11 protein-coding genes are annotated in these 13,156 nt (G+C 37.0%); 3 read left to right on the top strand and 8 right to left on the bottom strand.

Annotation, left to right across the window (positions count from 1 at the left end):
• Positions 1-90: 90 nt before the first annotated feature.
• The 3 genes from QBK89_RS02975 to QBK89_RS02985 form a co-directional block, all read right to left on the bottom strand.
• Positions 91-840 carry a (S)-benzoin forming benzil reductase gene (locus QBK89_RS02975; RefSeq protein WP_284139522.1) on the bottom strand — a complete coding sequence of 250 codons (750 nt, stop codon included), beginning with the start codon at positions 838-840 and terminating at the stop codon, positions 91-93.
• A 32-nt stretch (positions 841-872) separates the two neighbouring features.
• Positions 873-2,240, bottom strand: a complete 1,368-nt coding sequence (locus QBK89_RS02980) for a dipeptidase (RefSeq protein WP_284139523.1) — start codon at positions 2,238-2,240, stop codon at positions 873-875.
• 146 nt (positions 2,241-2,386) lie between these two features.
• Positions 2,387-2,992 (bottom strand): YhcN/YlaJ family sporulation lipoprotein, encoded by a 606-nt coding sequence (locus tag QBK89_RS02985; RefSeq protein ID WP_284139524.1) that lies wholly within the window; start codon positions 2,990-2,992, stop codon positions 2,387-2,389.
• Between the two features lie 167 nt (positions 2,993-3,159).
• Between QBK89_RS02985 and QBK89_RS02990 the strand changes: the two genes are divergently transcribed.
• Positions 3,160-3,396, top strand: a complete 237-nt coding sequence (locus QBK89_RS02990) for a YhdB family protein (RefSeq protein WP_284139525.1) — start codon at positions 3,160-3,162, stop codon at positions 3,394-3,396.
• A 172-nt stretch (positions 3,397-3,568) separates the two neighbouring features.
• Here QBK89_RS02990 and QBK89_RS02995 read toward each other — a convergent pair whose 3' ends face one another.
• The 5 genes from QBK89_RS02995 to QBK89_RS03015 form a co-directional block, all read right to left on the bottom strand.
• Positions 3,569-4,702, bottom strand: coding sequence for an anti-sigma-I factor RsgI family protein (locus tag QBK89_RS02995; protein ID WP_284139526.1), 1,134 nt, complete (start codon positions 4,700-4,702; stop codon positions 3,569-3,571).
• On the bottom strand, positions 4,699-5,430 hold the full coding sequence (gene sigI, locus QBK89_RS03000) for an RNA polymerase sigma-I factor (RefSeq protein WP_443089743.1): 732 nt from the start codon (positions 5,428-5,430) through the stop codon (positions 4,699-4,701). Before sigI ends, QBK89_RS02995 begins: the two co-directional genes overlap by 4 nt.
• Positions 5,431-5,691: 261 nt before the next feature.
• Positions 5,692-6,546, bottom strand: coding sequence for a S1C family serine protease (locus tag QBK89_RS03005; protein ID WP_284139527.1), 855 nt, complete (start codon positions 6,544-6,546; stop codon positions 5,692-5,694).
• Positions 6,547-6,567: 21 nt separating this feature from the next.
• Positions 6,568-8,595, bottom strand: coding sequence for an ABC transporter ATP-binding protein (locus QBK89_RS03010; RefSeq protein ID WP_284139528.1), 2,028 nt, complete (start codon positions 8,593-8,595; stop codon positions 6,568-6,570).
• The gene (locus QBK89_RS03015) at positions 8,595-10,343 is read right to left on the bottom strand and encodes an ABC transporter ATP-binding protein (protein WP_284139529.1); all 1,749 of its coding nucleotides are present in this window, start codon (positions 10,341-10,343) and stop codon (positions 8,595-8,597) included. Before QBK89_RS03015 ends, QBK89_RS03010 begins: the two co-directional genes overlap by 1 nt.
• Positions 10,344-10,914: 571 nt before the next feature.
• Here QBK89_RS03015 and QBK89_RS03020 point away from each other — a divergent pair.
• Positions 10,915-11,472: a beta-class carbonic anhydrase gene (locus tag QBK89_RS03020; RefSeq protein WP_284139647.1), complete on the top strand. Its 558-nt coding sequence runs from the start codon at positions 10,915-10,917 to the stop codon at positions 11,470-11,472.
• A gap of 190 nt (positions 11,473-11,662) precedes the next feature.
• Positions 11,663-13,156, top strand: a complete 1,494-nt coding sequence (locus QBK89_RS03025) for a spore germination protein (RefSeq protein ID WP_284139530.1) — start codon at positions 11,663-11,665, stop codon at positions 13,154-13,156.

Consider the following 13,156-nt stretch of genomic DNA (forward strand, 5'->3'; position numbering starts at 1 on the left):
TGAATAGGCATTTCCTACTGATACGCTAATAAACAAGAAAGACTGCCATATGTTTCTTAATTAACATTTGTGTGGCAGCCTTTATCTCTGTTATTTAGCAGCATATATTTTTCCGTTTTCAAGCATGCTTCGGTTCTTCATTACATTAAATAATGCGTCTGCTACAGTTAAAGGGTCCTGTAATAAGTTTTGCTTTTTGTAATTCTTAAATTTCTCAATATCGATAAACTCCTCAGAGCTACTATCGCGAATTGTTACTTGCATTTCCGTATCCATAATTCCGGGGTTAAATGCGATAACACGATGATGACTATCCTGTTCAGCTTGTTCCAGTCCAACGGTTTGAACAAACATATTTACAGCTGCCTTTGTACTACAATAGGCACTCCAACCATAGACTGGACGTTCTGCTGCACCCGATGTAACAATAGAAGCATACAACGGAATTCCTTGCGTCGTCGCCAACTCCAAACAAGCATTCGTCAAAGACATCGGTGCGACTAAATTAACATGCACATGGTTACTTAACCGTTCATGCTCGACATACATCGCTTGATTCACAGGACCAACTACTGCTGCATTATTGATTAAGAAAATTGTATTTAAATCCATATGCTTTACTTCTTCTCTGATAGCAGCGACCGCTTGTTTCAATTGCTCACCTTCGCCTAAATCACAAGTAAGGTGGGTGTATGAGACGTCATGCTGAACTGCTAGCTGCTGCAAACGAACATTTGCATTGCGCGCAATCCCGATAACATGAATACCATTTTCAATAAACAACGTAGCCACTGCTTCTCCAAGTCCTTTTGAAGTACCCGTAATAATCGCCAATTCCACTTCAAGTACCCCCCCTTTAAGATCCTATCATGTTATGCATGCACAGCATTCCAATAATAAACGAGTGTCTCCATTCCTTTATCAAAGCTATCTAATGGAAAGCTTTCATTTGGAGAATGAAGTCTGTCGTCTGGAGTTCCAAACCCTAACAACACGATAGGAATTTGATAAATGGCTTCAATCCACTCTACAACTGGAATAGAGCCTCCCATTCGTACGTAAACTGTTTCTTTCCCAAACGCCTGGGTATAGCTTTCTGCAGCTTTTTTAATTAGTGGGTGATTTGGTTCTACTTTGTACGCTTTTGCAGAAAGCTTTTCCTTTTTCACTTCTACGGTTACACCAGCTGGGGAAACCTTTTTAATATGTGATTCTAATAGGTCTTGAATTGTTTCCGGATCCTGGCCAGGCACTAAACGACAAGTGATTTTTGCTGTTGCACTAGCAGGAATAATCGTTTTCGTCCCTTCTCCTTGATAACCGCCATATATCCCATTCACTTCAAAAGTAGGTCGTGCCATCGTATGTTCTTTCGCTGTATACCCTTTTTCAGAAACAGTTTCAGGAATACCGGTTGATTGAACATAATCTTCTCCAGGTACCTGTTTAATTAATTCTCTTTCTTCAGCAGATAGGGGTTCCACGCCATCATAAAAACCTTCTACTGTAATTACTTCTTCGTTATTTTTCATCGAAGCTAAAATATGCGAAAGTGCCATAATCGGATTTTTAGCTGCTCCACCGTACATTCCTGAATGAAGATCATGATCTGGACCATGCACGATTAGCTCGATTCCAGTAAACCCTTTTAATCCGTATAAGATGGTTGGCTGATTTTTTGCAACCATACCTGAATCAGAAATAACAGCAAAATCAGCAGCGAAAAGCTCTTTTTTATCATGAAGAATGGTATATAGGTTTTCACTACCGATTTCCTCTTCTCCTTCAATACAAACCTTTACATTAACAGGAAGTTTTCCTTCTGTTTTCATAAATGCTTCAAAAACAGCTAATTGCATAAAAACTTGCCCCTTATCATCACTGGAACCTCGTGCAAACAGGCGCCCATCACGGACCACTGGTTGAAAAGGATCGCTTTCCCATTGCTCGATTGGATCGACTGGTTGTACATCATAATGGCCATAGAACAAAACCGTAGGAGCGTCTTCTCCAGCTTGATCGTACACTGCATAAACGAGCGGATGCCCGTCAGTCTCAACCGTTTCCACATTTGAAAAGCCAATATCATTTAAATAGGAAATTAAAAAAGCTGCCGCTTCTTCAACATGTGTTTTATGTACACTATCAGTACTTACACTCGGAATAGACAGAAATTCATTTAGTTTCTTTAAATTTCTTTCTCGGTTATCTTTTAAATACTGCAATACTTTTTCACTCATGAAAACTCCTCCAAGCTTTTTCCCTATTTTATCATATTCAAATTAAAGCGGATATCGTAATGTTCATTAAATAAAGTGTTATAGCTTATTTGAATAAAAAAAGAGCGCGGGATATATTTATCCATACACGCTCATTTTCCATCATTTTATCGTTTATTCTGTGGAAAAATCCTTTCAATCATATTACCCATCTGATCAAAAAATCCTTCCACTGGACGACCATTATTCATATCATCCACATAATTATTCGTTAAATCTACAAAGTCTGGATTAGTGGATACATATACATTGTCAATATCGTTGTCTACAGATTGAACGATATCCGCAACTTTTTTCTTAACCTTATCCGTCAATTCTCCGCCGTTATCCATTCCAGCTCGATTATTCATATTCCCGTTGTTATTCCCATTTTTATTGTTCCGATTATCATCCATTGTTGCGGCAACATAAGCATTGTTATTTGTTGTTAAAACATATGCATGATCGATTTCAGGAACCTCATTAGTAATTCGATCTGCTGCTTCTTTTGCTACCTCATAATGCGTCATGTTATTACGATTATCTGCGCGGTTTCGGTTACCAGTTTCACCGTCCATCGTGTAATTTTTGTTCCCATCATTCGCATTATAGCGAGTTGGGTCGACATTTGGATTATCATTTGCTCCTTGATCATTTGTATTTGTATTTCCTTGACATGCTACTAATAGAGCAATCATTAGCACTGTAAGGATACTAAAGAATTTCCATTTCATTTTATCTTTCCTCCTTTACTATTTTAAGTTTAGTATGTAACGACAAAGGAAGTTTATGCCGTCACCGTTAAAACCTTTATTTGGAAACCACACCATTTTTGTTTTCGAAAATATATATATAATACGGGGAAACTAAATTTACCCTGACATTTTAAGGAGGGGAAAATATGGATGTTCCAGATTACGACAAAGCGTTATACTATACGCTCTGGGGACAATGGGATGATTTACTTGTACTAATGGTAAGGACACAGGATGATATTCTGTCTAAACGAATACAACATTTTTTGCATGCCTTTCACCATTCTCTCGACGAAAAGAAGATCATTGAATCTCATGATAATTTGCTTTATTATGTAGATCATGCGATGAAGCATGTCCCCTCAGCCGCCATGAAAATATAGCCTCACCATTCACTGAAAGCTCCCTCTAAAGAATGCTTAGCAAAATAGAAATACAAGCAAGATGGGCAGGCAAGAAATGCCTGCCCATTTACAGTAAAGATGAACACAGACGGGAATCAAACGCATCGCTTATAATTACGAAACAAAAAAGGGATGCACTATATACATCCCTTTAATCTTCATCCTCATCGTCATTTTCATCGTCATCTTCATCAAAGTACTTTTTATAATCGTTATAATCCTTACGTTCACGATAATCCTCTTCTGTTTCACGGAACTTTTCACGCTTTTTTTCTAGTTTTTTTTCTAGCCATTCTTGCTTTTCTTCTGATATATATTTATTAATATCCTTTTTGATTTTTTGCTCCTCTTTTGCATGCTGGTTAGACTTCTCAGCATTTTCCTGCTTCTTTCGATTTGTTTCTTTTTCTGTTTGATGTACTTTGCTTTGCTCTGCTGGTTTATTTTGCTGTTTTTCTTTAACTGTAACGTCTTTCTTTTCCTTGACTGGCTTTTTATTGATTTGCTTATCTGTTTTATCTGTGTTTGGGTCGTTTGCTTCATTTTTTTTCATATAAAAAGATTTAATAATAGCTTTTTCCTCATCATTCACAGCAATTGTTTCTTTCGTAACTCCATTTAACCCATCATCATTTCCAATCAATTTTGCAGCCATAATCTCATTCATCGACTTTTGCTCAGCTTTTGCTGTCTCTCGTACTTCCTCTGGTATGTTTAATGTTACAATATTCCATTCATTATCGACCGCTGTGAAATATTGATCAATAGCATTTGGATTTGATATTTTATCTGCTTGAACATAATTAATACCGACTACCATATTTTTTCCGTGTTTAATTAACCCTTTTGATTCACTTTTTTGCATAATTATCGTTATAATTGTTTCCAGCTTTTTACCTTTCACTTCCTCTAATTCATCTAAGAGAAGTGACGCATCCTCATTTAATGGATGAATCGCATGCACTTTCATATCTTTATCCACTTCTAGTTCCATACTTGGATTAATGTCGATATTGACGTATGCATACGTTTTTTCATTATCTACAATAAAGAGAATCGGAAAAACAAGCAGCATTAAAATACATGCCATCGCTAAAATTCGAACCGGCTTTTTATTCATGATAGAACGAGAAAGAATGGTTCCTTTTCTTTCCATAAGAGGTTCATATATAGATTCAACACCGATTGGTCCATTTGCTATCCGCTTGGCTTTTTCAAATAACCCATCCTCAGTAAGCATAATGGTGTATTTCCGGTGCTGTTCCATGATGATGCCCTTTTTCACTGACCTACCCCCTTCAAATAATCTTGAAGAAACACATAATTTTCACTAAGCACAATAAAAATTGCTAAAATGTACTTTCGATTCCGCTCTAACGTTTTTTTACTAACCTCTACCATCTTCACTAATTCTTTTATCGGGAGCTTTTTTTTCACTTGAACATAATGATTCAGTTCGGGATTGCGGTACAACATTCTCGCAATACGGATTGCTGATTCACGTGCATCGCGGTGCTTTGGCGATATTTCTGTCAGCTCCTGTAATGATAAATGGTATACTGCAAGCTTCGTTTTAAAATCAAGAATTTCCTGTCGCCGATGCCATGCATCCTGCTCTAATTGATATCTCTCTTTTACTGCAATAATTTCCATTGGATTTTCCATCTGGTCCTCATCATATGTCTCATCCAATGAAACAGCAGCAGGATGCTTTTGCATGTACCGGATATAATCAATTACTTTTCTTGTTATAACTAGCTTTGCAAAGGATAAAAATGAACTTCCTCGATCAGGCTTGTACGTTTGAATGGCATCATGAAATGCAGATAGACCAACACTAAATTCATCATCTCTCTCTGGATCAATATAGCGTTTGCATACCTCAGATACACATTTCGCAATAAAAGGCTGATACGTTCGTAACAAATCATTTAATACCGCATCATTCCCCGCTTGTGCCATCGCCACCATTTCTTCTAATGGAATATCCTGTAGCGTTTTTTGCATTAACAACTGGAAGCACCTCCAGTTATCATAGTATTCGTCTTTTTAAACTTGTTTTTGGGTGTAAACGTTTGTAAAACATATGTATATTTTTTGAACATTAATTTATTATTAATACGCATGATGCGCCCACCATCTTTTATTAAAATTTATTTAATATACTCCATCATACCTTATCCATATTTGTGAAGCTATCTCAAAACAATTACAGTTTATTTAAATATCCATTACTGTATTATTAAGGCGGGCAAAAAATGATAATCATGCAAGTTACTGTTCTGTCTTTTTCCTCTCCATTTCTCGTTGTAAATACATTTCAATGGGGATAAACAAACCTACCCTTCCATATTCTTCATGATCTAATGTGGCAAAAACAACCCCAATAACCTTGTCATCCTCACCGATTATCGGACTTCCACTATTGCCTCGATAAATTGGCGCATCAATCATTACTACCTCTTCATCCCAATCCTCCAGAGCTGTATAGTCAATAATGCTTCCTTGATTCGCAATTCCTTGAAACCGTAATGGATTCCCAATAAAATGAATGGCTGCCCCACCTTTCACAGTAGCGCTAGTAGCTAATTCAAGATACGGAAGCCCCTTTCCACCATTTGTTACTTTCAACTCAGCAAGATCCACCTCTGGATATGTATGCACAACCTCTGCTGTATACAATCCATCGTCTGGGTACGCAACAGTTACCGTCTTTTCTTCCTCCACTACATGATAATTTGTTAAAATAGTACCATCCTCTGAAATTGAGAACCCTGTCCCTCTTGCGTCTTCTGTTTCAATCCCAACAACTGCCTTTTTCTCTTGTTTAATATGATCCTGTGTGGAAAGCTTTGAAGATGTAATTAAAAAATTTATAGCTGGAATAGAAAAGGTTTGTGGTAACACAGCGATAACTTGAAATAAGAGCATAAAAGCAATGAGCCAAAACGCCCATCTTGGAAATGGACGTCTTGTTTGCTTTTTATTTTCTTCTTCATCCGCTTTTTGCCTTGCTAGCGCTTCTTTTTTTGCTTCCTGGACAAGATGATATAATTCCTCATCCTCGAATTCTTCATATAAGTCCGTATCAATAATATCTATTTCTTTGTTATCATCCTTATTTTTCATTGGGTCACCTCGTACACTAACTTATACTGCGCGTTGAGCTTTTCCCTGTTGCATTTGATACATTTGATAGTACATTCCTTTTTCTTCTAACAATTGAACATGGTTTCCACGTTCTTTTATTGTACCATGCTCAAGAACAAAAATAACGTCCGCCTGCTGAATCGTTGATAATCGATGGGCAATTACTAAGGTCGTTCTCCCCTTTTTTAGTACCTCTAATGCACGTTGAATAATTGCCTCTGTTTCCGTATCAATATTTGCAGTCGCTTCATCTAATATGAGGATTGCTGGATCAAAAGCAAGTGCACGAGCAAAAGAAATGAGCTGTCGTTCTCCAAGTGAAAAAGTTGATCCACCCTCTGTTACTTTTTCATCATACTTGTTAGGCAGCTTTTCAATAAATCGATCCGCACCTACGGCCTTTAATGCTTGAATCGCTCTTTCTCGATCAATCGATGGATCATTCATTGTCACATTGGATACAATCGTGCCAGAAAACAAGAATGGATCCTGAAGTACAATCCCCATATGACTACGAACCTGTTGTCGTGACCACTCTTCTGTCGGATAACCATCAATCGTGATTGATCCTTTTTGGGGATCATAAAAACGAAACAGTAAATTCATGATCGAGCTTTTTCCAGAACCTGTATGCCCTGCAAAGGCTGCGGTTTGCCCTGCCTTTACTTCAAATGAAATATCGTTCAATACATAGTCTTCATCATTATACGCAAACGACACATGATCAAATTTAATGTTTCCGCGATACTTGTTTATTTCCTCGTTCTCTACCGCTTCGCCATCTCGATCCATTAATTCAAAAACACGACTTCCTGCTACTCGTGCTTGTTCAATCAATGGAAGCTGATTAACAATATCGGTTACAGGCTCAAATAGTCTTGTTAAATAATCAACGATTGCATAAAGCATACCAATTGAAATTACACTGCTTAGCTCTAATGATGATGAACCAAAGTACCAAATAAATGCGACAAAAGCAAGGTTTCTAAAAACCGTAACAAGGTTGTATGAAGTAAGCGCACTAAGTTTTACTAGCTTGCGTTGAAATGTAAAGTGTCGTTCATTTAGAACTTCAAACTCTTCCTTTGTTTTCGCTTCTCTGCGAAATGCCTGTATAATTGGCATTCCTTGAATTGCTTCATTAATATTTCCATTAATTTCACTAACCGTTGAACGGATTACCTTGTTGTATTTTGTTCCAAAAAACTTATAAACCTTCATCCAGCCAATAATCAATGGAATAACGAGTAAACAAATTAGTGCGAGCTTCGCATCAAGAATAAACAATGCAACAAAAATTCCTGCCATATAAATAGCACTTGTTAAAACAATCGAAAGCACGCGTTCATACAAATCGCGAATCGCTTCTGTATCATTTGTAATGCGTGCAACAATTTTTCCGGCTGGCTGATCCACAAAATAGGTGATAGGTATTCGTTGTGTGTGCGCAAAAATATCATTTCGCATCTTTTGAACAATTTGATTTGACGATTTTTGCAGTAAAAAGGTTTGATAAAATTGAAAGAACCCTGCAATTACGAGCAAGACCATATACAATCCAAGCAAAAAGAAGATAGCACGTTGTTCTGGCTTAAAAAACGAATAGATCTCTGACATCTTCATTTTTTCTGCTTGAAAACGCTCTGTTCCATCTGCACTCTTAATTTGTAGTGTTCCGTCTTCAATTGTTCGCTTTCCTTGCAATGGAACCTTTTCCTCAACAAAATAATAGCTCTTTCCAACCTGTAATACCGTGTGCGCTCCTAATGTTTGTTCGCCATCTGTTAGGCGATCCGCACGTTTTAACTGCTTTCCGTCATAATTAACGGTGTTTTTATCTTCGTTCGTAACCTCATGCCATGCACCTTCAATTCCAAGAATATGCTCATCAATCACCTGTTTAGCGATTAAAGGACCAGCTAATTCAAGTGTAGTTGCAATGATTAAACAAATAATCCCAATAATAATGCCGCGTTTAAACTGAAGGGCATATGCAAATAATCTTTTCTCAGTTGATGCCTTCTTCATTAGGAAGTCACCTCCCCATTTCCCATTTGTTGCAATTCATACTGTGCTTTATACCAGCCTGCTTGCTGAATTAGTTCCTCATGTGTGCCTTCTTCCACAATTTTACCATCTTCAAGCACAATGATATGATCTGCATGAGCAACTGCTGACAAGCGATGTGCTGCAATAAATGTTGTTTTATTTTTTCGTTCTTTTCGTAAATGTTCAATAATCTTCGCTTCTGTTTTTCCATCTACTGCTGACATGGAATCATCAAGAATTAATATTTCAGGATTCTTAATAAATGCTCTTGCTAAAGCAACACGCTGCTTTTGTCCGCCTGACAAAGTAACGCCACTTTCTCCAACCTGTGTATCTAATCCTTTTGGTAGCTGCTTGATATCTTCTAGAAAATGAGCAAGATCCATTACACGAAATATTTCTTTATCCGTTGCATCTGCTTTTCCAAACTGAATGTTCTCCCGAATCGTTTTTGAAAACATCATCTGGTCCTGGGGCACGTATCCAATCCAAGAACGGATTTGTTCAAGCGAAATAGCTTCAAGTCGTGTACCAGAGATACGAATCTCACCTTTGATACCTGGATATTGGCGCAGCATTAGCTTAAATAGCGTTGTCTTCCCTGCACCTGTCTTACCAACAACACCTATCGTTTGCCCCTGCTTTACATGTAAGGAAATATGCTCTAAACGATTCATCTCTGTCTCTGGATAAGCAAAGGAAACATCCTTGAAGGAAATCGTATCGACGGTTGCTACTTTCTTTGGCGTTATACAATCTTCTACATCTGCTTCGTAATCTAAAATGTTGTTCACGCGATCTAATGAAGCATTTCCGCGTTGTAAAATATTGATGAGCTCACCAACAGCAAACATAGGCCAAATCAACATTCCCAGATAAACGTTAAACGCTACCAAATCTCCTAACGTTATCGCGTTTCTAAAAACGAGTAATGCACCATATCCAAGTCCAATCGTATATGATAGCCCTACTAGTATTTTCATCGTGGGCTCAAACAAAGCGTCTATTTTAGCTACTTCGATATTTTTTTCATAAACATCTTCAGTCATTTTGGCAAATCGACTTTTATCCTGTTGTTCTTGCACAAAAGCACGAATAACTCTTACTCCCCGAATCGATTCAAGTACTTCATTATTCATATCCCCGAATGCTGCCTGTGCTTTTGTAAATCTTGCATGAATCGCTGCACCATATTTGTTCATCACAATTGCCATTATTGGTAATGGAATAAGTGCAGCAAAGGTAAGCTTCCAGCTAATCGTCAAGCCCATAACTGCAATAATCATAAGCATGAATATACTGGAATCAACAAGCGTTAAAACTCCAAAGCCAGCTGTTAAGGCAATTGCTTTTAAATCATTAGTACTTCTTGCCATTAAATCCCCGGTTTTAAACTTCCCAAAAAAGGTGGGCGTCATTTTTAAAAAATGTCCCATTAATCGACTTCGCGTCCATCGTTCAAGCATAACCGCTCCACCAAAAAGTGTATAATCCCATAAAAACGAAATACCATAATGTACAAAAGTCAATACAACATAACCGATCACAATGAACCACAATAATTGGAATGTTAGTGTTTCAAATTGTATATGATCAATCGCAAACCCGACCAGCTTTGGAGGAATCAACCCCAATGCACTAGCAATGATTAATGCGATAATAGCAAATGTGTAACGCTTCCAGTAATGCTTGAAAAACCAATCTAGTTTCTTAAAAACCTGAAACATGTTTTCACCTTCTTTTCTCTCTCTTTAATTTCGTTAACCTTCTGGGAATAAAAAAAGCACACGTCTATGACGTATGCAAACGGTTGAAAAGTTGCTTTTAAAAAGACATACTTCTCCAACATTACAAAAAGGTCACAGATAGTGTGACCTTTCCTAAATAAAACCCATATAGATGATTTAACACATACTATATGAACAATTATTTATATCCGCAGAAGGTCACTATATTCCATATGAAATTAATTCTCTGTTGTTGTATCATTCTTTTTTCCATGGTAGTAACCTCCCCTCTTATTTTTGATAATCATAATTATAGTTGCTGGAAAATTTTAAGTCAATACTTTTTCGGAAAATTTTATTAAAAAAGAAAAAACCTTCTATTTCGAAATTGCGAAAATCTTCTTTCATGCTCATGCTATCCTTATACACTTTAAAGGGAATTTTTATGCAAGCTTAAGATGTTCTCTTTCTTATTATAAGAACCTTAGATAACCTTATAATTACAATATGTATCGGTTTTTATGATAAAATATGTTTGTTCCAAGCAATGCAAAGTCGAAGGGAGAGATGGATATTGCATTTAGAAGAAATGCTTGCATTTAACAAACAATTTGTTGAAGGAAAAAAATATGAGCCATATCAAACAGACAGTATTCCAAACAAACGGATGGTTATTTTCACCTGTATGGAATCACGTCTAGTAGAGCTATTGCCGAAAGCATTAAATATACAAAACGGAGATGTAAAAATGCTTAAAAATGCTGGTGCTATCATTAGAAAGCCTTTCGACAGCATCATGAAAAGCATTTTAGTTGCTATTTACGAGCTTCAAGCAGAAGAAGTTACTGTTATCGGCCATTATGATTGCGGCATGTCTCATATTCAGCCTGGAAACTTAACTAAAAAAATGATGGACAAAGGGATTCCTGAAGCAACTATTCAAACATTAGAGAATGCTGGGATTGATTTTCATGATGAATTTCATGGCTTTGACACAGTAGAAGAATCAGTTCAACAAAGCGTTTCTATTATAAGAAATCATCCTTTATTACCTTCCCACATTAAGGTTCATGGATTAGTAATTGATCCCGCAACAGGTAAGGTGGATGTCGTAACAAAACAAGATTAACTCGTTGATTTAAAGCTATTCTGACCGGTCTAAAATGGCCGCTCTAGAATAGCTTCTTTCTTTTTGGTTGTAGTTATTACTTTTTCTCTTTGTCTTCCCCCTTAACCGTAGAAATTCAATACTCTTCTTCATAACTTTCCTTTTTCTGGTCATACTATGCTACAACATCTTTTAATTTGGAGGGAATCGTATGCGAAAGAGACAAAAAGGAAGTAATAAAGACATCTTCCCTTCAAGTTTGCCTACGCTCGAACAGATTCTACAACAACAGAATTTAGATATTAGCTTTTCTACATATGATCTCCACGAGCAAAAGGTTGCTGTCTTTTTTATTGACTATCTAACAGATACGAATAAGGCCCAAGCCTCATTGCTAAAGCCGTTGCTAGCTATACCAAATCAATTAACTAATAGCGCGATAATGAATCATATTCCACTTCAAGGTGGAGAAACCATTCAATCCCTTGAATTAATTATTGAAAAGCTATTGAGTGGAACAGTTTTTATTTACCTAGAAAATGAAAAAGAAGCGCTCTCCTACAAGCTTGCACACGTAGAAAAGAGATCACCAGACAAAGCAGAGACAGAATCGCTAGTCGTTGGACCTAAAATCGCATTTAATGAATCAATTACAACGAATATGAACATCATCCGTTCTAGAGTTCAATCTTCTGATCTTATCATGGAGCCGCTTCATATCGGAAAAACGAACTCTCGTGAAGTTCGTATTGTCTATATGAAATCGATAGCAAATGATGAAGACGTGCAAACGATAAAACAACGTATCCAAGATCTAGATATCGATGAAGTAGAAGACAGCATCATATTAAAACAATATATCGAAGACTCCCAATTATCCTTCTTTCCCCAATTTGATTCAACAGAGCTTCCAGATCGATTTACATATGCGATTACTCGAGGGAAAGTTGGCGTTCTCGTCGATAATAGCTCTACTGGGATTATTGCACCAGCAACATTGTTCAGTTTTTTGCAATCAACAGAAGATATTTATATGCGTTGGAACGAAGGTACCATATTTCGATTCATTCGCTTTATAGCTGTTTTTATTTCATTTTTTTTGACTCCTGCTTATGTAGCAATTGTAACGTACCAGTTTGGCATTATTCCGACTCAACTACTTATCTCGTTAGGGAAATCTCGCGCTGCCGTTCCTTTTCCTCCCTTTTTAGAAGCAATTCTTCTTGAATTTTTAATTGAACTGCTAAGAGAGGCGGGGGCAAGGTTACCCACAAAGGTTGGGCAAACAATGGGCATTGTAGGTGGAATTGTGATTGGACAAGCTGCTGTACAAGCAGGATTAACGAGTAATATATTAATCATCGTTGTAGCAATGAGTGCTCTCGCTTCCTTTACAAGTCCAAATTATTTGCTCGGGACAACGGTTCGTCTACTAAGGTTTCCATTAATTTTTTTAGCTGGTTTATTTGGTCTATTCGGTATTGTATTTGGGATAAGCCTATTAGTCATTCATTTACTACGCTTAAAATCCTTAGGACGCCCATATCTTCTCCCGCTTTATCCCTTGAAATTAAAGGATTTTAACAAATCTTTTTTTCGAGCCCCTTTACCCTATGAGCATAACCGTGCGATATCTTATCGCCCAAAATTTTTATTTCGTTTTAACAAAAAAGAAGCAGCTAAAAAGAGGGATATTGATGAATAG

This window comes from Virgibacillus sp. LDC-1 (genome assembly GCF_030137545.1).
In the GTDB taxonomy this organism is placed as follows: domain Bacteria; phylum Bacillota; class Bacilli; order Bacillales; family Amphibacillaceae; genus LDC-1.